The organism is Arthrobacter silviterrae, from assembly GCF_011045165.1.
Classification (GTDB): domain Bacteria; phylum Actinomycetota; class Actinomycetes; order Actinomycetales; family Micrococcaceae; genus Specibacter; species Specibacter silviterrae.
Genome location: NZ_JAAKZI010000037.1, coordinates 14,020 through 34,878 on the forward strand (window position 1 = coordinate 14,020; position 20,859 = coordinate 34,878).

General features: G+C 67.7%; 21 protein-coding genes. 6 read left to right on the top strand and 15 right to left on the bottom strand.

The window, feature by feature from the left end:
• Positions 1-61: 61 nt before the first annotated feature.
• From G6N77_RS16770 to G6N77_RS16820, 11 genes are all read right to left on the bottom strand, one after another.
• On the bottom strand, positions 62-1,015 hold the full coding sequence (locus G6N77_RS16770) for an ornithine cyclodeaminase family protein (protein WP_165183311.1): 954 nt from the start codon (positions 1,013-1,015) through the stop codon (positions 62-64).
• The gene (locus G6N77_RS16775; protein ID WP_165183312.1) at positions 1,012-1,503 is read right to left on the bottom strand and encodes an aconitase X swivel domain-containing protein; all 492 of its coding nucleotides are present in this window, start codon (positions 1,501-1,503) and stop codon (positions 1,012-1,014) included. The genes G6N77_RS16770 and G6N77_RS16775 overlap by 4 nt, the downstream gene beginning before the upstream one ends.
• Positions 1,484-2,758 carry an aconitase X gene (locus tag G6N77_RS16780; protein ID WP_306987215.1) on the bottom strand — a complete coding sequence of 425 codons (1,275 nt, stop codon included), beginning with the start codon at positions 2,756-2,758 and terminating at the stop codon, positions 1,484-1,486. Before G6N77_RS16780 ends, G6N77_RS16775 begins: the two co-directional genes overlap by 20 nt.
• Positions 2,755-3,756, bottom strand: coding sequence for a proline racemase family protein (locus tag G6N77_RS16785; RefSeq protein ID WP_165183313.1), 1,002 nt, complete (start codon positions 3,754-3,756; stop codon positions 2,755-2,757). Before G6N77_RS16785 ends, G6N77_RS16780 begins: the two co-directional genes overlap by 4 nt.
• 11 nt (positions 3,757-3,767) lie before the next feature.
• Positions 3,768-4,673 carry a dihydrodipicolinate synthase family protein gene (locus G6N77_RS16790; protein WP_165183314.1) on the bottom strand — a complete coding sequence of 302 codons (906 nt, stop codon included), beginning with the start codon at positions 4,671-4,673 and terminating at the stop codon, positions 3,768-3,770.
• 94 nt (positions 4,674-4,767) lie between these two features.
• Complete coding sequence (locus tag G6N77_RS16795; RefSeq protein WP_165183315.1) at positions 4,768-5,793, bottom strand: proline racemase family protein; 1,026 nt, start codon at positions 5,791-5,793, stop codon at positions 4,768-4,770.
• A 36-nt stretch (positions 5,794-5,829) separates the two neighbouring features.
• Positions 5,830-6,540, bottom strand: coding sequence for an ABC transporter ATP-binding protein (locus tag G6N77_RS16800; RefSeq protein WP_165183316.1), 711 nt, complete (start codon positions 6,538-6,540; stop codon positions 5,830-5,832).
• Complete coding sequence (locus tag G6N77_RS16805; RefSeq protein ID WP_165183317.1) at positions 6,540-7,367, bottom strand: ABC transporter ATP-binding protein; 828 nt, start codon at positions 7,365-7,367, stop codon at positions 6,540-6,542. Before G6N77_RS16805 ends, G6N77_RS16800 begins: the two co-directional genes overlap by 1 nt.
• Positions 7,364-8,437 carry a branched-chain amino acid ABC transporter permease gene (locus tag G6N77_RS16810; RefSeq protein ID WP_165183318.1) on the bottom strand — a complete coding sequence of 358 codons (1,074 nt, stop codon included), beginning with the start codon at positions 8,435-8,437 and terminating at the stop codon, positions 7,364-7,366. Before G6N77_RS16810 ends, G6N77_RS16805 begins: the two co-directional genes overlap by 4 nt.
• Positions 8,438-9,331, bottom strand: coding sequence for a branched-chain amino acid ABC transporter permease (locus G6N77_RS16815; protein WP_165183319.1), 894 nt, complete (start codon positions 9,329-9,331; stop codon positions 8,438-8,440).
• 88 nt (positions 9,332-9,419) lie between these two features.
• Positions 9,420-10,592 carry a branched-chain amino acid ABC transporter substrate-binding protein gene (locus tag G6N77_RS16820; RefSeq protein WP_205678362.1) on the bottom strand — a complete coding sequence of 391 codons (1,173 nt, stop codon included), beginning with the start codon at positions 10,590-10,592 and terminating at the stop codon, positions 9,420-9,422.
• A 213-nt stretch (positions 10,593-10,805) separates the two neighbouring features.
• Between G6N77_RS16820 and G6N77_RS16825 the strand changes: the two genes are divergently transcribed.
• Positions 10,806-11,813 (top strand): NADPH:quinone reductase, encoded by a 1,008-nt coding sequence (locus tag G6N77_RS16825; protein ID WP_262455492.1) that lies wholly within the window; start codon positions 10,806-10,808, stop codon positions 11,811-11,813.
• 6 nt (positions 11,814-11,819) lie between these two features.
• Here the strand turns inward: G6N77_RS16825 and G6N77_RS16830 are convergent, their stop codons facing one another.
• Positions 11,820-12,647 (bottom strand): substrate-binding domain-containing protein, encoded by an 828-nt coding sequence (locus G6N77_RS16830; RefSeq protein WP_165183320.1) that lies wholly within the window; start codon positions 12,645-12,647, stop codon positions 11,820-11,822.
• Between the two features lie 83 nt (positions 12,648-12,730).
• Here G6N77_RS16830 and G6N77_RS16835 point away from each other — a divergent pair, with 83 nt between their 5' ends.
• Positions 12,731-13,093, top strand: coding sequence for a DUF5997 family protein (locus G6N77_RS16835; protein ID WP_205678368.1), 363 nt, complete (start codon positions 12,731-12,733; stop codon positions 13,091-13,093).
• Here the strand turns inward: G6N77_RS16835 and G6N77_RS16840 are convergent.
• Entirely contained in the window at positions 13,090-14,469 is a 1,380-nt protein-coding gene (locus G6N77_RS16840) for a flavin monoamine oxidase family protein (protein WP_165183322.1), read from the bottom strand. The two genes, G6N77_RS16835 and G6N77_RS16840, sit on opposite strands and share 4 nt — an antisense overlap.
• A 149-nt stretch (positions 14,470-14,618) precedes the next feature.
• On the opposite strand from G6N77_RS16840, the gene G6N77_RS16845 reads away from it, so the two are divergent.
• The 4 genes from G6N77_RS16845 (at position 14,619) to G6N77_RS16860 (ending at position 18,833) form a co-directional block, all read left to right on the top strand.
• A complete protein-coding gene (locus tag G6N77_RS16845) occupies positions 14,619-15,296 on the top strand; it encodes a TetR/AcrR family transcriptional regulator (protein WP_240902368.1) in 678 nt (225 codons plus the stop codon).
• Positions 15,297-15,376: 80 nt separating this feature from the next.
• Positions 15,377-15,787: a hypothetical protein gene (locus tag G6N77_RS16850; RefSeq protein WP_165183323.1), complete on the top strand. Its 411-nt coding sequence runs from the start codon at positions 15,377-15,379 to the stop codon at positions 15,785-15,787.
• 101 nt (positions 15,788-15,888) lie between these two features.
• Positions 15,889-17,235: an FAD-binding oxidoreductase gene (locus G6N77_RS16855; protein WP_165183324.1), complete on the top strand. Its 1,347-nt coding sequence runs from the start codon at positions 15,889-15,891 to the stop codon at positions 17,233-17,235.
• Positions 17,236-17,291: 56 nt separating this feature from the next.
• The gene (locus G6N77_RS16860; RefSeq protein ID WP_240902371.1) at positions 17,292-18,833 is read left to right on the top strand and encodes a stealth conserved region 3 domain-containing protein; all 1,542 of its coding nucleotides are present in this window, start codon (positions 17,292-17,294) and stop codon (positions 18,831-18,833) included.
• 56 nt (positions 18,834-18,889) lie between these two features.
• Here the strand turns inward: G6N77_RS16860 and fdhA are convergent, their stop codons facing one another.
• Both fdhA and G6N77_RS16870 read right to left on the bottom strand, forming a co-directional pair.
• Entirely contained in the window at positions 18,890-20,104 is a 1,215-nt protein-coding gene (fdhA, locus tag G6N77_RS16865; RefSeq protein ID WP_165183325.1) for a formaldehyde dehydrogenase, glutathione-independent, read from the bottom strand.
• Positions 20,105-20,302: 198 nt separating this feature from the next.
• Positions 20,303-20,812, bottom strand: coding sequence for a mycothiol transferase (locus G6N77_RS16870; RefSeq protein WP_165183326.1), 510 nt, complete (start codon positions 20,810-20,812; stop codon positions 20,303-20,305).
• Between the last annotated feature and the right edge of the window lie 47 nt (positions 20,813-20,859).

Below are 20,859 nucleotides of genomic sequence, written 5' to 3' on the forward strand. Positions count from 1 at the left end.
CCCTCCTATTCCCAGCTAAAGCAGTGAAAGCGGAACGAAAATCCCACTACAATATGACATTTTAGTGCATGGCTGCGGCCGGCGGGATAAAAAGTTCATAGGCCCGTCCGGCCACCACAATGTCCTCCCACGACATCCCCACCCCCGTGTACAGCAGCGGCTTCCCGGACGTCGGCGCAAACTGCCCGTTCACCAGCTCCGACAGCGTCGCCAGTCCGCCGGCGGCCCACTCCTCCGGGGACCGGGCGGGGATCAGGTCCCCGGCCTCGCGCAGCGCGGAAGCCCGGCCCTCCACCACCACGGCGGCCCGCCGCGCCAACGAAGGGTCAACTTCCCGGGCGTCCAGCCCGTGCGAGCCGATCGCTGCCACCACGGCGCCGTCCCGGACCAGCGCACCGTCAAAAATGGGGGTCGCGGAAGACGTTGCACAGACCACCACATCCGCCCCTGCCACGTCCGCGGCGGAACCGCTGCGGGCGGGCACCCCGCGGCCGGCCCACTTTTCCGCCAGCGCGGCGGCGGCTTCGGCCCGGCGGCCCACCACCACGAGGGAATCAATGCCGCACACCGCGTGCAGCGCCTCAATGTGCCGGTCCGCCTGCAGGGACGTCCCAAACACCACCACCGCACCGGCCCGGGCGGCGCCCCGCAACCCCAGGAGGTGCTTGAGCGCCAGGGTGGTCACGGCCGGGGTGCGGATCAGCGTCAGCTCGGCGCCGTCAAGGGCGGCCAGCGGAGTGAGGAACTCCCCGTCCAGCAGCAGGTACGTGCCCTGGATTTTCGGGTGCCCCTTGGCGGGGTTGCCCGGCGCCACGGTGGCCACTTTCACCCCGGCATACTTCGCGGACTGGGCGGGCATCAGCAGGAACTCCCCGGCCGAAAGCGGGGCAAACAGCCGCGGCGAGTCCAGCTCGGGGTCCTGTCCGCCGCGCAGGGCGTCCTCAAGGGCGGCCACGGCGGCGGCCGGGGACATCAGCGCGGCCAGCTCGGTGGCGTCGATGTACGGCAGGGTCATGAAGGGTCCTTTGTTTGGCGGGGGATGCTGGGAGGCTGAAGAACGACGGCGGCAGTCCCGTCCGCGCGAGCCGTCACCGACACGATGGGCATGGGCCCGGCAACGGTGCGCAGCGTGGCCGCGGCGCCGGCGTCGAGCATGGCAAGGGGCATGGCGGTGCCGTACAGCTCGGCGGCGGCCAGGGCGCCGAGTGCCACGATGGCGTCGCGGGCAGTCAGCAGGATGGCGGCCGGGCCCACGCCCGCGCGCAGCTGTTCGGCCAGGACGGAGGAGGATGAGCTTGACCCGCGCGAGGCGTCCATGAGCAGCACCCGGCCGGCGATCGAGGTGCCGTGCTGGGGGTGGTGGGCGTCAATGATCATGCCTGTCCTGCGGTCGGTGCCGCCCCAGAAGGACAGCGGCTCATCCAGCAGCAACAGCTGCCCGCTGCCAACGCCCGGGCACAGGGCTGCCGCGGCCAGCTCACATTCAGTTCCACTGGCTGTCATCGCGCACCACCCGTCCGGCCCTGGCGGACGCGAGGCACTCGGCCAGCGTGCCAAACACCACGTCCACGCCGATGTTCATGGGGGCGTACCAGGCCCACTTGCCCGACGGCGTCATGACGGTCCGCTCCTCCGGCGCCAGGATGGGCGTGATGTAGGTGCAGGTGTCCGCCACAATCCGCGCACCGCGTTCCTCGGCAGCCTGGACCAGCCCGGCCTCGCGCGCCTGTGCCAGCACCTCGCGGGAGGTGTTGATCCACACGGTGCATCCCGGGTGGAAGGGACGGGTGCCGGCGAGGGCAGCGGCCAGCTTTTCAAACTCGCGCACCGAAAAGTGCGGCGTGCCCAGGGCCACGGCATCCAGCGGCGCCGACGGGTCCGCGACGGTGGAAAGTTCATCCCGGGCGGCCCGCAGCATGGCGGAGGTGACGGGGGTGGACGGCAGCGCGGCCCACCCGGGTCCCGGCGTGAGGGCCTCGGGAGTCACGCCCGCCACATGGAACAGCGCCACGCCTCCGGAGGACGCCGCCGTGGCGCCCAGCGCCTTGAGCCTGTCCTCATCCACCGAGGCGGGGTCGATGCCCGTCAGCAGCGGCACGCCGGAACCGGACAGGCGGCCCACCACATCGCCCAGGGCGGCCCAGACGGCCTCTTCGCCCAGCATGGCCGTGGACAGCGCGGAACAGTCAAGTTCCAGCGTGGGCAGCCGGTGTTCATCGAGGTGCAGGCCGGCGTGGGGCACGCGGCCCGTGATGGCGGCGCAAATGTCAATGAAGTCGCCGTAGCGTTCGGTGCGGGCGCCCAGCACGGAGTTGGCGAAGACGATGGCGTTGGATTCTGCCCAGGCAACGTTCTCACCAAACGCGGGCCGTTCCGCGGACTGGTAGGGCGCGCAGGTCCAGGTGGGGCGGGCGCCGAGGGCACGGTAGGCGTCCATGAGTGCGCGGGCCGGCACGGCATCTTCGGGCGGCAGCCGCACCAGGCCCGGGTGCATGAGGTCCAGCGAACTGGAGTTGAGCGTGGTGGGGACGGCCACCCGGGCACCGAGGGAAGCAAGCTTTTCGGCAAAGTCCAGCCCGGCCTGCCCGTGGTAGAGGCAGCTGTCGATGTGGGCGCCGGTGACGGGCATGAGCCGTTCGGCCCCAAGCACGCCGGCCAGCGCCACCACCATGCGCATGGCCATGGCCACCCCGGGCCCGCTGTCGCCGCGGAGCATGGCGGCCTCCTCGGCGGTGAGCACGGGCCCGGGGGTGGTCACAGCAAAAACCCGGCCGGGAAGGGGTCCTCGGGGTCCAGGTGGTACTGGGCCGTGCCGGTGATCCAGGCCCGGCCCGTGATGGTGGGGACCACGGCGGGCAGCCCGCCCACAGTGGTTTCCTCGACCAGTCGTCCGGTGAACTGGGTGCCGATGAAGGATTCGTTCACGAAGTCCGTGTTCAGCTCCAATTCGCCGCGGGCGTGCAGCTGGGCCATGCGGGCGCTGGTGCCGGTGCCGCACGGCGAGCGGTCAAACCAGCCCGGGTAGATGGCCATGGCGTGGCGTGAATGCTCGGCGGTGGAGCCGGGCGCCTTGAGATACACGTGGTGGCAGCCGGTGATGTCGGGCCGTTCCGGGTGGACCGGCGGGTTGTGGGCGTTGATGGCGTCCATGATCTTCAGCCCAGCGTCCAGGAGCTCGTTTTTCGCCGCCCGGTCAAAGGGCAGGCCAAGCTCCTCCAGCTCGACGACGGCGTAAAAGTTTCCCCCAAACGCCATGTCGTAGTGCACCTCGCCCAGGCCCTCCACCGCCACGGACTGGTCCAGCGCCAGCGAGAAGGAGGGCACATTGCGGATCGTGACGGACTTTGCGGCACCGTCCTCCACGGCCACCTCGGCGATGACCAGCCCGGCCGGGGTGTCCAGCCGGATCGTGGTCACGGGCTCCACCACGGGCACCATGCCGGTTTCCACCAGCACGGTGGCCACCCCGATGGTGCCGTGCCCGCACATGGGCAGCAGCCCGGAGACCTCGATGAACAGCACCCCGTAGTCGGCGTCGGGCCGGGTGGGCGGCTGCAGGATGGCCCCGCTCATGGACGCATGGCCGCGGGGTTCGTACATCAGCAGGGTGCGGACGTCGTCGCTGTTGTCCATGAACCACTGGCGCCTCTCGGCCATGGTGGCACCGGGGATGGTGCCCACACCGCCGGTGATGACCCGGGTGGGCATCCCCTCGGTGTGGGACTCCACGGCGTGAAAGACCCGCTTGGAGCGCATCGGCGTATCCCTTACTTGTAGCCCTTGGCCAGCACGGCCTCGGTGTCGGCCGTGATGCGCGCGGCCAGCTCGGCGGGCAGCGGACCGCGCGGCTGGCGGCAGGCCCCGCCCTTGCGCCCGGCGATGTCCATGGACAGCTTGATGGACTGGACAAACTCCGTCTTGGAGTCCCAGCGCAGCAGCGGGTGCAGGTCGCGGTAGATGGGCAGTGCCGTGGCAATGTCGTCGGTGCTGCCGCTGGTGACCAGGTTGTACAGGTTCACGGTGCTTTGCGGGATGGCGTTGGGGTAGCCGGCAATCCAGCCGACGGCGCCGGCCAGGCCAAGTTCCAGCAGTACGTCGTCGGAGCCCACCAGCAGGTCCAGCTCGGGGGCCAGTTCGGCGATCTCGTAGGCGCGGCGCACGTCGCCGGTGAATTCCTTCACGGCCACGATCAGGCCCTCCGCGTGGAGGCGGGCCAGCAGAGCCGGCGTCAGGTCCACCTTGGTGTCGTAGGGGTTGTTGTAGGCCACGACCGGCAGGCCGGCCTTGGCCACCTCGCGGTAGTGCGCCACCACGGTGTCGTCGTCGGCCTTGAAGGTGTTCGGCGGCAGGGCCAGCACGGAGGCGGCCCCGGCGTCGCGGGCCTGCTCCGCCCAGCGGCGGGATTCGTCCGCGCCGTACGCGGCAACGCCCGGCATGACGGTGAAGCCCTCGGGCGAGGCGGCCACGGCGGTTTCCACCACCTTGGCCCGCTCTTCCGGCGTCAGGGTCTGGTATTCGCCCAGGGAGCCGTTGGGGCAGACGCCGTCGCAGCCGTTGGCGGCCAGCCAGGCAACATGCTCGCCAAAGGAGGCGTGGTCAACGCTGCCGTCGTCGTTGAAGGGAAGTGCCGTGGCGACGTGGATGCCCTGCCAGGGCTGGGTGCGGGTGGTCATGCTGGTCTCCTTTGTCCAAAAACTGTTTCATGCGGGTCAACTTGTTGCCCCCACACTATCAGTACAATGTCACATGATACTAGGGGTGCGGGTCCTACCGCAGCACAAACCCCAGCCCGAGCTCGTCGTCGGCCTCCAGCGTGAACTTGCACTCCCCCACGGGAAACGCCCGGCCGGTGACCTCAACCACCACGCCGGCGTCGGAGTGGCCCGCCACCTCGGAGGTGAAGTGCGAGTCGATGATGGAGAAGTGGTCCAGCACGTCCCCGTACGCCAGCTCACCCGAATCGGTCAGCGCCGCCACCCGGGCCGCGGTCCCCGAGCCGCACGGGGAGCGGTCCACCTGCCCGTCGGCAAAAATGGTCACGTTGCGCTGCGCCAGCGCCCCGTGCATGGCCAGGCCGCTGTCCGGCCCCACCGCCTCGTGGAAGATGGTGCCGTAAATCCCGTCCAGGCGGGTGTCGGTGGGGTGGTGGGCGGCGGGATGGTCCGCGAGCGCGGCCTTGACCTGCCGGCCGGCTGAGATGAGCCTGAACAGGTTCGACGGCGTGACGTCCAGTCCCGCTGCCCGTGCCGGCAGCGAGGCGTACAGCGCCCCGCCCCAGAGCACATCCACCCGGAGCCGGCCAAAGTCCGCGGTCTTGACCTCAATGTCCCGGGCCACCACGTAGGAGGGGACGTTGCGGAAGGTGACACTCTCCACGACACCGTCCACCATCGACACCCTGGCCGTGACACGCCCGGACGGGACGTCGATGACCACGTCCGTGTCGCCGTCGTCCGGGGCCCGGACCAGGCCGCTGCGCACGGCCCAGGCGCCCAGGGCGATGGTGCCGTGGCCGCACGCGGTGGAAAAGCCGTCCTTGTGCCAGAACAGCACGCCAAAATGGGCGCCGTCGTCATTGGGCGGGACGATGAAGCCGCCGTACATGTCCGCATGACCGCGGGGTTCATTGACCAGCAGGCGCCGCAGCTTGTCGGCATCGCCGGCCATGGCATTTTCGCGCCGTTCAAGCACCGTGGCACCCGGAATCAAGAACGGCAGGGCAGGCACAATCCGGAACGGCTCGCCCGCCGTGTGGTAGTCCACCGTTTCAATTTCCCAGGATTCAACCTTCATTGCTCCCTTTCACTCCCTGCCAACATTTCCCGCCTGCTACGCACCAAGGTAGGCCTCAACAATGCGCGAATCCGCCATCAGCTCCGCCCCCGTGCCGGTCATGGTGGTGACCCCGTTTTCAATGACATAGCCGCGGCTGGTGATCTTCAGGGCGGCCCGCGCATTTTGTTCCACCAGCAGCACCGTGGTGCCGTTGGCATTCACTTCACGGATCACGTCCATGACCTGGGCCACGATCAACGGCGCCAGCCCCATGGACGGTTCGTCCAGCATCAGCATCCGCGGACCAGCAATAAGCGCCCGGCCAATGGCCAGCATCTGCTGCTCGCCGCCGGACAGCGTGCCGCCCTGCTGCGAGCGCCGCTCCGCCAGCAGCGGCAGCAGCTCAAAGACGTCCTTGAGCCGCTTTTGCACGGTCGCCGAGTCCTTCACCAGGTAGCCGCCCAGCTGCAGGTTTTCCAGCACGGACAGGGTGGAAAAAATCCGCCGCCCCTCCGGCACGTGGATCAACCCGGCGGCCACCACCTCCCACGGCTTGGCGCGCGTAATGTCCTTGCCGTCAAAGCTGATCTTTCCCGCGTGCGCCTTCACAATGGCCGACGCCGCCGACAGCGTGGTGGTCTTCCCCGCGCCGTTGTTTCCCAGCAGGGCAACGATCTCGCCCTCCTCGACCCGGACGTCGATGCCGCGCAGCGCCTGGATCTTGCCGTAAAACACTTCCACGTTCTCAAACTCGAGCATCGCCATCAGGAATCGCCCTCCGTTATATCCGGCCCTTCGGCCTTGGCCGGCTCATCGGCCTTGACTGGCTCATCGGCTTTGCCGAGGTAAGCCTCAATGACAGCCGGGTTCTTCTTCACCGCATCCGGCGTGCCATCGGCAATCTCCTTGCCGAAGTTCATCACCACCACGCGTTCGCTGACCTCCATCACCACGCCCATGTCATGTTCAATGAGCACCACAGCGGCGCCAAGGTCGCGGATCTTGCGGCACAGTTCCAGCAAATCCTGTTTTTCCGAGTGGTTGAGCCCCGCCCCAGGTTCGTCCAGGAGCACCAGCTTGGCCTTGCGGGCCATGGCGCGCGCCATTTCCACCTGGCGCTGCTGGCCGTAGGCCAGGTTGCGCACGGGGATGCCGCGCCCGCCCTGGTAGCCCACGAAGTCCAGCCAGCGGTGGGCCTCCTCCGTGTAAAAGCGTTCGCTCTTGCGGTACCGGGGCGTGTGGAACAGGGCGTCCACAAAATTCTGGCCGCCGTACAGGTGCATGCCGCCACGGACATTGTCCAGCACAGTCAGGTCCGGGAACAGCCGCAGGTTCTGGAAGGTGCGGGTCACCCCGGTGGCCGCTATGACGGCGGGCCGCTTGCCGGTGATGTCCTTCCCATCCAGCGTGATGGATCCGCTGACCGGCTTGTAAAACCCGGTGATGCAGTTGAAGGCGCTGGTTTTCCCGGCACCGTTGGGGCCGATCACCGAGACGATCTCCCCGGCGTCGGCGGAGAAGGTGAGGCCGTTGACAGCCTTGACTCCGCCAAAGGCGATCTGCAGTTCATTGACTTCAAGCAGCGGGCTCACGGGGTCCCTCCCTTCGCGGTGGTGACGGGCGCACCCGGGCGGGGGCCGCCGTCGCGCTTCCCCTTGCGGGCCTCATCAAGTTTCTCCGGTTCATAGGCGCGGCTGGGCCAGAAGCCCTGGGGCCGGAGCACCATGACTGCCACCAGCACGACGCCGAAGATCACGTAGCGCAGGTTGCCCATGTCGCGCAGGAATTCCGGCAGCAGCGAGATGACCACCGCTCCCACCACCACGCCGCGGGTGTTCCCCATGCCGCCCAGCACCACGGCCATCAGTACCAGGGCGGACTGCAGGAACACGAAGCTTTGCGGGGAGATGGCCGAAAGGTGCGCGGCGAAAAGCACGCCGCCGATCCCGCCCCAGATGGCGCCAAAGATGTACGCGGCCAGCTTGACCTTGTAGGTGTGGATGCCCATGGCCTCGGCGGCGTCCTCATCCTCGCGGACAAAGCGCCACGCCCGGCCCAGCCGGGACTTGCCCAGCCGCGCCGAACCGAGCACCATCAGTGCCACCACGGCCACGCAGAAGTAGTAGAACGGCACGGGCCCGGAGAGGTCCAGGCCGAAAAGGTCCACGCCGGGGATGCCGTAGATGCCGGAGGGGCCGCCCGTGATGGCGAGGTTGTTGGCCGTGAGGCGGATGATTTCGCCGAAACCCAGGGTGACGATGGCCAGGTAGTCGCTACGCAGCCGGAGCGTGGGGCCGCCGATGATCAGCCCGGCCAGGATGCACATGATGACCACGGCAGGGATGGTGAAGAGGATGGGCAGTTCCCAGGCCTTGGCAATGATGCCGGAGGTGTAGGCCCCCACAGCCATGAACGCGATGTAGCCCAGGTCCAGCAGGCCGCAGTAGCCCACCACAATGTTCAGCCCGGACGCGAGCAGGATGAAGATGACGGCCGTGGTGCCGATGCTCATCGCGTAGTTGCTGGCCAGCACAAACGGGAACAGCACGGCGATGGCAAAGGCGGCCCAGCCCAGCTGCCTGCTTTCAAACAGGCGGGAAATGCGGCTGGCGGGCTTGCCGATCCGGCGGGGCGCGCGGGTGGTGTCGACGTTGTCGCTCATTTAGACACGCTCCGTTACGCGTTCGCCCAGCAGGCCGGTGGGTTTCAGGGTCAGGAAGGCGATCAGGACCCCGAACGTGAACACGTCCCGCCATTCCCCGCCCAGCCACTGGGACCCGAAGGCTTCCAGCAGGCCCAGCAGCAGGCCGCCCAGCATGGCGCCCTTGATGTTTCCGATGCCGCCGATCACGGCCGCAGTAAACGCCTTCAGGCCGATGATGAAGCCCATGAGGAAGTCGATCTTGCCGTAGTAGGCCCCGGCCATGACGCCGGCGGCGCCGGCCAGGGCCGAGCCGATGAAGAACGTCCACGTGATGACCTTGTTGACGTTGATGCCCATCAAAAGCGAACCCTTGGTGTCCAGGGCAATGGCACGCATGGCCCGGCCCATCGAGGTGCGCTGGATGTAGGCATTCAGGCCCAGCATGAGCAGCACCGCGATCACCATGAGGACGATCTGCGGAACGGAGATGCGGGCGCCAAGGACGGTGAAGCTATCGCCCTCGAGCCTGACCGGGAATACCTTGGGGTTGGGGCCGGCCACGGCGCTGACGCCGTATTCCAGCGTGAAGGACGCGCCGACGGCGGTGATCAGCACCGCGAGCCGCGGCGAGTTCCGCAGCGGCCGATACGCCAGATACTCAATGCCGACGCCGATGCCGCCGGTGACCACCATGCACAGCAGCAGCACTATCAGCAGCGCCGTGATGGACATGGAGGCCGGAATGACGCCCACTGAGGTCAGCATGGCAAAGCCCACGAAGGCGCCCAGCATGTAAATGTCGCCATGGGCGAAGTTCAAAAGTTTGATGATGCCGTAGACCATGGAATAGCCCAGGGCGATAAGTGCGTAAAAAGAGCCTACGAAGAGGCCGTTCCAAACGAGCTGTGTCATGCGTGACCTGCCTCAAGCTGTGTCAGCGGTGTTCAGGGTGGAATGGTGCGGTTGGCGGGCCCCGGACGGGACCCGCCAACCGGCTGCGCTAGCTCAGCGCATCCTTCAGGACGAATTTTCCGCCCTGGACCACCAGGATCTGGAAGCCTCCGCTGCTCAGCGTGTGCTCCGGGGTGAACTTCAGCGGCCCGGAGAAGATCTGGAAGCCGTTGATCCCCTCCAGTGCCTTGATGACATCGGCGCCCTTGGTTCCCTTGGCCTGCGTGATGGCCTCGGCCGCCACGCGGACGGCGTCATAGGACTGCGTGGAGTACGGGCCGGGGGCCGAGCTGAACTTCTTGTTGTAGTTGGCGATCCACGTCTCGGCGCCCTTGATGGTGTCCGGGGTCTGGGTCATGGTGGCGAAGACGCCCTCGGCATTGGCGGAACCGGCAATCTTGACCAGTGACGGGTCAACGCTGCCGTCGGCCACCATGATCTTGCCCTTGAACCCGGCGGCCTTGAGCTGGTTGATGATCAGCCCGCCTTCCTGGTAGTAGCCCGTCCAGTAGAGCATGTCCGGGTTGGCGCCCATGATGTCGTGCACGGCGGAGGAGTAGTCGCTTTCACCTGCCGTGACGGAGGTGGAAAGGGCCACCTTGACGGAGCCGTCGGAAGCCAGGTCCTTCTTGGTTTCGGTGGCGATGTCCTTGGAATAGCTGGTGTTGTCATCCACCAGGGCAACGCTCTTCACCCCGTCCTTGACCATGAACTTCACTGCCGCGGCCGCCTGCTGGGTGCCCGTGCCGTTGATCATGAAGACATTGGGCAATTTCTGGTTGACCAATTCCTGCGAGTTGGCCGCCGGAATGATCATGGGGATGTTTGCCTTGTTGAAAATGGGCAGCGTGGGCAGCGTGGCCCCGGAGCAGTAGCCGCCCACGGAAATGAGGGCCCCGTTGGAGACGGCCTTGTTGGCCGCCGCGGCCGCCTGGGTGGGATCGCAGGCGCCGTCTTCCAGGTCGAGGGACAGTTGGCGGCCCAGCACCCCGCCCTTGGCGTTGATTTCATCGACGGCCATTTGCATGCCGTTCTTCATGTAAACGCCGGTGGGGGCGCTCGAGCCGGACAGCGGGATCACCGCGGCGATCTTGATGGGTCCGGTGTCGGCCGAGGAACTGCTGCCACCGCCGCCGAGGATGCCCCCGCAGCCGGTGGTGGTGGCGAGCATTGCCGCCGCGACCGCACCGACCGCAAGTGCCTTGGGAATTCGAAGTTTCATTGCCTGCATCTCCTTTGACGGGACAACATCCCAATTGAGAACCAACCACTCAAGACCCGGATGGCCGGGCCTGTCATGCACGTCACACTTCACATGTCAGTAAAATATGACATGTCACGGTCGGCACTGTCAATGGATGCACTTTGCTGCGGGCCGATCGCAACCGGACCGAGACCTTTCGTCGACGGCGCGGGGCGGGCATACACTCCATTCATGGACCCCGAATTGATGCAAGCGGCCTTTTTCCGTGCCACGGGCGGCCCGGAAGTGATCGAACACGGCCTGGTGCCCCGCCCGGTGCCGGCGCCGGGCAGTGTGCTGGTGCGGGTGGCCGCAACGGCCGTGAACCACGTGGACACCTTTGTCCGCAGCGGAAAGTACGCCACGGAGCTCGCGTTCCCCCAGGCGGCGGGCCGCGACCTGGTGGGCGTGGTGGAGGAAACGGACCCTGCCGGGGATCCCGGATTTGCCCGCGGGGATGCCGTGTGGTCCAACTCCATGGGGTTTGGCGGGCGGCCCGGTGCCGCGGCCCGGTTCGCGGCCGTTCCCCGGGACCGGCTGTACCGCCTGCCCGACGGCGTGGACCCGGTCCAGGCGGCCGCCGTGCTGCATGCGGGGGCCACGGCCTACCTGGCCCTGCACGTTCATGGGGACGTGCAGGGCGGTGACACGGTGTTCGTGGGCGGGGCCGCAGGGGGCGTGGGATCCGCCCTGCTGGTGCAGGCTGTCCGCGCAGGCGCCAGGGTGGTCGTCTCGGCACGCGCCACTGACCTGGAGTATTGCCGCAGCCTGGGGGCGTCCGCGGCCATCGACTACGCTTCCCCGGACTTTGCGGCCCGGCTCCGCGGCGCGGTGGCGGATGCATCCGGCGGGCGCGGGCTGGACATCCACATTGAGACGTCCGGGCGGCATCAGCTGGAACTGGCGGTGGACCTCTTGGCGCTGCGCGGGCGGATCATTGCCCTGTCCGGGCTGGCCGCCACCAACCAGGTTCCGCTGGGCAGGCTCTACACGCGCGACGGCAGCATTCGCGGCTTTGCCATCAGCAATGCCACGGTGGCCGAGCTCGCCGCTGCGGCCGGCGCCGTGAATGAACTGCTGGAGGATGGCAGCCTGCGCGCCCGCGATGTCACCGTGCTGCCCCTGTCCGCTGCGGCGTCCGCCCATGCTTCCCTGGAGTCCGGGACCGCCCGGGGCAAGCTGGTGCTGGTGCCGCAGTGACCCCGGCTAGCCGCGCCGGCCGCGCTTTTGCGCCCGGGCCTTGCCGCCGGGCCTCCCCCCGCCGCGCAGGTTGGGGCCCCCGCCCTTGCCGCCCGCACCGCCCGTGCGCGCCGGCGTCGAGCCCTTGCCGCCCGTAGACTTGCCTCCCGAAGCCTTGGCGCCCTTCTTTGGCGCCTCCGCCTGCTTGGCCAGCACGGACGGCTGCCGGGAGCTGTTGGCCCCGCGGCCGCGCACCACGCCAATGAATTCCTCGATGACGGCGTCAAAACCGTCCGGCAGCGGGGTGTCGGAGTGCAGCCAGGCCAGGCCGACGCCGGATTCCGGCACGCCCGTGACCACGCGGGCCCGCAAGGCCTTGCGGTTGAAGTGCCGGGCCACGGACATCGGCAAAATGAGGATTCCCAGGCCGGCCTCAACCAGGTCCAGGGTCTCCTCCACGGAGGCCATGGCGGGCAGCGGCTTGCGGGTGCCCTCACGGATTTGGGTGGATATGTCCCGCCAGGCGGGAAAGTCGTTGGGGTCGGCCAGGAGGTACTCGTCGGCGAGCTCCCCGACCTCAATTTCCTCAAACGCGGCGATCGGGTGGTCCTTGGGCGCAACCACCACGGACAGCTCCGTATAGAGGGGGATGACGTTCAGCCCGGCCTTGTCCACCGGTAGCCGCACAAAGGCCAGGTCGGCATCCCCGGAGCGGACGGCGTCGAGCTGGTGGTGCTGCGCAACCGGGTCCACCCGGAGGGGAACCTGGCGCATCCGCTCCTCCCAGCGGTGGATCCACTTTCCGGGGGTCACGCCAGGGACAAAGGTCACTTTGAGTTCACGGGGTTCTGGCACCTGTTCACCCTAACGCACTGCACTGCACGCCCGGCAGTGCCCGGTACCCTTGAACCATGACCATTGAACCGTCGCCCCAAGCCATGAAGTCCGCCACCGCGGCCAAGAAGCTGGGCATCCACCTGCCCGCTGCCCCTGCGGAGTTCCAAGAAAACGCCATCAGCCGGGAGGACTTCAAGAGTTTGCAGGAAAACCCGCCTGAGTGGCTGGCCGAGCTGCGCCGCACCGGCCCGCACCCGCGCCAGGTGGTGGCCCAGAAACTGAACATCTCCATTGGCGGCCTGAACCGCTCCGACATCACCGAGCCGCTCACGACGGCGGAGATCACCGCGCTGCTGCAAGCTCCCCCCGCGTGGCTGGTGGAGGAACGCGCAGTGTTCGCCAAGGCCCGCGCCGAGGCGAAGCTGGCCAAGGAGCGCGAGGCGGCCAAGCGCCCGAAGAGCTAAGCGGCCAGTTCGGCGATCAGCTTTTTGGCGGTGAACTGGCCCATGCGGACGGCACCGTCCACATGCTGGTAGCCCTCCGCGGCCAAATCGGAGCAGGACCAGTGGATGGGGCCCACGGGGATGAGCTGGTCCGGTCCGTAGCGGTGCAGGCCGCCAAGGTCATAGCTGGCCGCGTAGGCGCCGCGGGTCCACTCCTCGGAGCCCCAGTCGGACTCGTAGTAGACCACCGGTTCCAGGGCGGTGTCACCGAGGAATTCGGCCAGTGACGCCGTGATTTCCTTCTGGCGCTGCTCGGCGGAGAGGGAGAAGGCATAGTCTGCCTTCTCGTCCGAAATGAAGCCGACCAGCGTGCCGCGGGTGTCGCCGTAGTTGGTGTTGTCGTAAACCTCCTGGACCAGCGAGGACGCGGAGAAGCCGGTGCCGGACAGCCCGTCCGCACGCCAGAACGGCGTGTCGTAGACGGCGTGGACCTTGATGACCAGGCCCAGCGACTGGTGCTGGTGCATCTGGTGCTGTCGGCGCGGCAGGGGCGGCTCAAAGGAGACGCGGGAGTACAGGTTCGGCGGCACGGCCATGACCACGCGCTTGGCGGTCACCGTGACGCCGTCGGCAATCACGGTGGCGAGCCAGCCGCCGTCGTTCTTCTCCCAGCGGACGGTGCGGGCCGGGGAGTTGAGGAAAACATCCCCGCCCAGCTTCTCGGCGATGGCGAGGGAGACGCCCTGCATGCCGCCGATGACGCGCTTGTCGAGGATGAAATTGTCGTCCACCAGGTGCGTGAAGGAGCCGGCGGAGGCTGCCATGAACACAGCCTGCAGGGCGGAGAAGGCGTGGGCGGGCTTGGTGAGCATGCCGCCGGCAATGAACAGGCCAATGTTGTTGCAGGCCTCCTCGTTGCCGGACTGGCTGCGCAGCCAGTGGTGGAAGGAGATGATGTCCAGCTCGCGGGCCTGCGGGTGGTTCCAGGGCTCTTGCGGGTCCATGGCGGCGGCCAGCGCGTCCATGGTCTCGATGAGCTTGTTCATCTCGGCCTCGGTGTCCGCGTCGACAGGGAACATTTCGCCGGTGTAGCGGGTGCGGGTGCCGTCCGGGGCCACGTAGACGCTGTCGCCGTCGCGGTAGCGGGAGTAGGTCCCCAGGCCCAGCTCGTCGAGCAGCCCGATCAGGGCCGTCTGGTCCGGGGAGACCCACTGTCCGCCCAATTCCAGCCAGGCGCCGTCAATCGTGTTGTTCCAGGTCCGTCCGCCCACGCGGTCTCGGGCTTCGACGACGGCAACGCTCAGGCCGGCCTTGGTGAGTTCATGGGCGGCCGTCATGCCGGACGGTCCGGCTCCGATGATGACGACGTCGCGCTGAATGTTTGGTGTTGTGGTCATGATTCCCTCTCCGATGCGCCCGCGGCGGCCGGGCTCACTAAATGAATGACGTTCATTTAGATTAGACTGTAACTGACGTCACCCCGTTTGGTAAAGGGGGGTACGGAAAAATTGCGCCCGGGGCGCCTGGTTCGAAGGGGAGAGTGATCTTGAGCGAGCGTGCCGTGCCCGTGAAACCAGTCCGACGACGGGCCGGCCGGCCCCCGCACGCCCTGCTGGGCCATGCGCAGATCACCAAGGCCGCCCTGGCGCTGGTGACCCGGCACGGTTACAAGGCGCTGACCATGTCCGGGCTGGCCAAGGCGCTGAACGTGGCGCCGTCGGCCCTGTACAACCACGTCAGTTCCAAGCAGGACGTGCTGCTGCTGGTGGAGGATGCCCTCATGGGCCGCGTGGATGTTTCGGCCTTTGCGGACAAGCCGTGGGAGGAAGCGGTGCGGCTGTGGGCACGCTCCTACCGCGACGTGTTCTCCGCCCACCTGCCCCTGATCCCCGTCATTGCGCTGCTGCCCGTGACCAATGCGCCGCAGACCGTCAAGATGTACGACGCCGTCACGGACGGCTTCCTGCGCGCGGGCTGGCCCAAGGAGCGGGTTGTGGACGCCGTGGTGGCGCTGGAATCATTCATTTACGGCTCGGCGTATGACGTCAATGCCCCTGCCGACATCTTTGCCCCCGGGGAACTGGCGGACGTGGCACCCCACTTCACGTCCGCCGTCGCACACCGGCGCAATCCCTCCGGGCACAACGACGCCGATGCCGCCTTCAACCTAGGCCTGGACGCCATGGTGGCCGGCCTCGAGGCGGCGCTGGCGGCACAACACTAGCCAGGCCGCCGCGGATTCCCTAGGCTGATCGTGGACGCACTGCAGGGCACGGGGCAACGGGACGAGGCAAGGGGAACACCATGGGTTTGAGCATCAGCAACGCCGCACTTCGCCTGGTGTCGGGGGCGTTCATCCTCAATTCCGGCATCGGAAAGCTCAGCCTGGCCCCGGAACACGCCGCCGGGCTGCAGGCCTCCGCCGCCCGCGTGGTGCCGCAGGTGGAAACGCTGGAGCCTGAAAGGTTTGGCCGCTACCTGAGCTACGCGGAAATCGGGATCGGCGCCACACTCCTGCTCCCCATGGTCCCGAGCCGGCTGGCCGGGCTGGTCCTGGGCGCATTTTCCGGCGGCCTCCTGGCCAACTATCTCAAGTCCCCCGGCCTGACCCAGGCGGACGGCATCCGCCCCACGCCGGCCGGGGTGCCGCTGGCCAAGGATGTGTGGCTGGTGGGCATCGCCGTGGCCCTGGTGTTCCACCGCAAACGCCGGTAAAACTGCCGCTGGCCAGGGTGCGCCTTCTCTGGGATCCTTGGGCATACGCCGCCAAAGGTCCCGTTAGCCGAGTCGCGCGGCCGCACCTTGGAGGAGTAGGCATGGAATCCCTGAAACGAGCCCTGGCCGGCAGCCTGCACCAACCCGGCGATCCGGGCTACTCCGCACTGGCCACGCCGTGGAACCTGGCCGTGCAGACCACCCCGGCCGCCGTGGTTGAGGCCGCCAACGCCCAGGATGTGGTGGAGGCCGTCCGCTTTGCCGCCGCCAATGGCCTTCCCGTGGCGGTCCAGGCCACGGGCCACGGCATTGCCAGCGACCTGGCCGGCGCACTGCTGGTGCACACCGGCCGCCTGGACGAATGCACGGTTGATCCCGCAGGTTGGGCCCGGACCGGGGCCGGCACCACCTGGAAGGCCGTTCTCGCAGCCGGTGCGCAACACGGCCTCGCGGGGCTGAGCGGTTCCGCGCCCGGGGTCAGCGTGGCCGGCTACACCAGCGGCGGGGGCATCGGCCCCATGGCCCGGACATTTGGGGCGGCCTCGGACAGGGTGCGCTCCCTTGAGGTGGTCACGGGGGACGGTCAAATCCGCCACGTCACGGCGGAAACCGAGCCCGAGCTGTTTTGGGGGCTGCGTGGCGGCAAGGGCTCCCTGGGCATCATCACCGCCCTGGAATTTGACCTGCTCCCGCTCCCCGTCATTTACGCGGGCGCCCTCTTCTTCGGCGCGGAATCGGCCGCGGACGTGGTCCTGGCCTGGTCAGAATGGTGCCCCACCCTGCCGCCGGAGGCCACCACCTCCCTGGCGCTCATGCAGCTGCCGCCCCTGCCCGGTGTCCCTGAACAACTGGGCGGCAAGTTCACCGTCGCCGTCCGGTATGTCTTCACCGGCAGCCCGGACGACGGCGCCCGCTGGCTTGCGCCGATCCGTGCGGCCGGGGTCCCGCTCATCGATGCGGTGCAGTCCATGCCTTCGTCGCTGATCGGGGCGGTCCATTCGGACCCCGAGGACGCCCTGCCGGTGCAGGAGGCGTCCTGCCTGCTCGCAAGCTTTCCGGCGGAGGGGGCACAGACCCTGCTGCGGGCCGTGGGCCCGGAGAGCAATTCGCCACAGCTGCTGGTGGAAATCCGGCAGTTTGGCGGCGCGCTGTCCAAGGAGCCGGACGTTGCCAGCGCCCTCTGCCACCGCGACGCCGGGTTTGGGTTGTATAGCGTTGGCGTGGCTGCACCGCCGGCACTGCCGGGCATTGCCGCACATGCCGCGGGCCTGTCCCGGGCGATGGCGGACTGGTCCTTCGGCGGCAGCCTGCCCAATTTTTCCGCCGGTGCCGGCGCGGCGGGCTTTGCCGGCAGCTACACGCAGGAAGTGCTGGCGCGGCTGGCGGGGCTGGCCGGACATTACGATCCCGAGGCCCTTTTCCGTTTGGGGCAGGTTCCTGCGCGGTAAACTCGCAGACAGTGGCCGGTGCAAGGTGCAGGGCCAATTTCCTGGAGGAGCCCGCCTTGCCCCCTGCCGTCCCGTCACCGGCGCCAACGCCCGCCCCGGCGCGGCTCCTGACGAGGCCCGACGTCGTCGAACGCAAGGGGCGGCTGGCCCTCGTGAACCGCACCCTGACCCAGCACCAGGCCATGGTGGCGGACCTGCTGGCCATCCGTGCAGCACTGGAAAGCTACGCGATCCCCTACCTGCTGGTCCGGGGCAACGACCAGCGGCCCGTGCTGGCCATCGACCGCTCCTACCGGCACGCGCTGAAGAATGCCCTGGTGCGCACCTTTGCCGGTGAGCCGCTGTATGCGCGCAGCATTGACACCAAGAAGAAGTCCACCGTGCTGGTGGCGGACGGCACGCTGGCGCTGTCCGGCAAGACCCGCATCCTGAGACTTTTCCGGCCGCGGCTTGAGCCGTCCGGCGGCTTGTTCTTCGGCGCTGATTCCGGCGTTCAGTTGGAACTGTGGACGTTTCGGGCCGGGCAGATCCGCCTGCCCGTTGAGAACTCGCTGACCAGGCGCACCGTCACCGAGGCCGAGGCCCGGCGCGGAACAGTTGAGCTGTACGGGAAAACGTGGCCGACCATTGAAAACATGTTTGCCGACCATGCTTTCGACGTCCGCTTCCCCGTGGACATGGTGTTTTCCTGGGTGGACGGCAGTTCCCAGGAGTACCAGGCGGCCCGCCGTGAACAGGAATCCGGCGTGGTGCTGGGCGAGGGGGACGGGCACGAGGCCCGGTTCCGGCAGATTGACGAGCTGAAATATGCCCTGCGGTCCATATACATGTTCGCGCCCTGGATCCGCACCATCTACATCGCCACGGACTCCCCGGCGCCGCAGTGGCTGGCCAGGCACCCCAAGGTGAGGCTGGTGATCAGTGCGGAACATTTTTTGGATCCGTCGGTGCTGCCCACCCACAATTCCATGGCCGTGGAGTCCCAGCTCCACCATATCGAGGGCCTCTCGGAGCATTTCCTGTATTCCAACGACGACATGTTTTTTGGCCGCCCGCTGTCCCCGGACATGTTTTTCACGCCCGGCGGCATCACCCGGTTCATGCTTTCCCCCAACAGGATTGGCCTGGGCGAGAGTTCGGCGGAACGCAGCGGCTTTGAAAATTCCGCACGCGTGAACCGCCGGCTGCTGTGGGACCGCTTTGGCCGCATCACCACCCGCCACCTGGAACATTCGGCGGCCCCGTTCCGCAAGTCGGTCATGGCCGAACTGGAGGACACCTTTGCCGCGGAATTTGCGGCCACGGCGGCCAGCCGCTTCCGGGCGGCAGGGAACATTTCGGTGACCAATTCCCTGTACCACTACTATGCGCTGCTGACCGGGCGGGCCGTGATGCACGCCGAAGGCAGGGGAGTCTACGTGGACACCACCACCCGGGCCGGGCTGGATTCGCTGGGGCGGGTCCTGGAGCGGCGCAACGCGGACTTTCTGTGCCTCAACGACGGCAGCTTCCCCGAGGTGGATGCAGGGGAACGCCGCGAAAGGGTCACGGACTTTTTGGAAAAGTACTTCCCCCTCAAGGCTCCCTGGGAGAAGTAGGCCCTTCCGGGGTGGTTGGGTTTGCCGGGCGCCGGCAAACCCAGCCACCGCGGCAGTTAGTTCAGGTACCCGTTCGGATTGAGCACATACTTGGTGGCAGCGCCGGCGTCGAACTCGGCATAGCCGCGCGGCGCGTCGGTGAGCGGGATCGCCTTGGCGTTGACGTTCTTGGCGATGTGCACCTTGTCATGCAGGATCGCCATCATCAGGCCGCGGTTGTACTTCATGACCGGGCACTGGCCCGTGGTGAACGCGAGCGACTTTGCCCAGCCGGTGCCCAGGCTCAGCGAGAGGGAACCCTTCTGCGCGGCGGCGTCAATGCCGCCCGGGTCGCCCGTCACGTACAGGCCCGGGATGCCGAGCGAACCCCCGGCCGCGGTGATGTCCATGAGCGAGTTCAGCACGGTTGCCGGCGCCTCGTGGCCCGCGTCCGCGCCATGCCCCTTGGCCTCAAAGCCGACGGCGTCCACGGCGCAGTCAACTTCCGGGACGCCCAGGAGCTGCTCAATCTGTGCGCCGGGATCGCCCTGGGTCAGGTCGATGGTCTCGCAGCCGAAGGTCCGGGCCTGGGTGAGCCGGCTGGCGTTCATGTCACCGACAATCACCACGGCAGCCCCCAGCAGGTGCGCGGATGTTGCCGCGGCGAGTCCCACGGGACCGGCCCCGGCCACGTAGACGGTGGACCCCACGCCCACCCCGGCGGAGACGGCGCCATGGTAGCCGGTGGGGAAGATGTCGGACAGCATGGTCAGGTCCATGATCTTCTCCAAGGCCTGGTCCCGGTCCGGGAACTTCAGCAGGTTCCAGTCGGCGTAGGGCACCAGGACATATTCGGCCTGGCCTCCCACCCAGCCGCCCATGTCCACGTACCCGTAGGCGCTGCCCGGACGGTCGGGGTTGACGTTGAGGCAGATGCCCGTCTTGCGCTCCTTGCAGTTGCGGCAGCGCCCGCAGGAGATGTTGAACGGCACCGAGCAGATGTCGCCCACCTTGATGAATTCAACGTCCGGGCCCACCTCCACCACTTCGCCGGTGATCTCGTGGCCCAGCACCAGGTCGGCCGGGGCGGTGGTGCGGCCGCGGACCATGTGCTGGTCGGAGCCGCAGATGTTGGTGGCGACGGTCTTGAGGATCACGCCGTGGGGCACCTTCCGCCCCACATTGGCCGGGTTGACGCCCGGCCCGTCCTTCAGTTCAAACGTAGGGTAGTCGATGTCAATGACTTCGACCTTCCCGGGGCCCTTGTAGGCAACAGCCTTGTTTCCTGACATGGAATGCACCTTTCCTCGCAATCCGGGAACCGCGTCTGGGCTTCCCGGTACAACAAGAACGCCCCGGCGCGCGCCAAATCAACGAGCGGCAATTCCGTCACCCGTTGCAGGGTGCGCGAATTTCACTGGAAAAATCCGGGGTTGTCGCCAGTCTAGGACGGAAGCTGTGAATATGTAAGGGGGGCCGGCGCCGGGGGCTCAGGAACCCGCCGGGAGGCCCTTGACGTACGCCGCCTGGCCGCCGTGCTGGACGCCGTCGTCCACGATGCTGATGAGCCGCACGCCCAGCGTCACGGGCGGGTTCCACCGGCGATCCACCACCCGGTCCAGGTCCCCGTCGGAAAGGGAGCCGACGTACGCCTGGCTGGCGGCGGAGACGGCGTGCTGGTATTCGGCGAGCAGGCCGGCGTCGCCCACCCGGACCGCGTCCACGTCGGAGGAGCTGTGGCCGTAGCCGGTGTCGGCAGGGTCCAGGGCGAAGCCAAAACGGTCCGCATAGCCGCCTGATGCCCAGACCGACTCCGCGCCCGCCACGTCGGCGATTTGTTCGTCCTGGCCGCGGCTCAAGTGCCAGACCAGCCAGGCGATGGAATTGCCCGTGCCGCCCGGCCGGCGGTTCAAGGCCTCGCGGTCCAGCCCGGCCAGGACCCTCGCGACAATTCCGTCGACCCGGCCAAACGCATCCACCAGCAACTCAGAAGTCTTCATGGCTGCCATGCTGTCACCGCAGGATGAGCACGTCCAGTGTCCGGGGC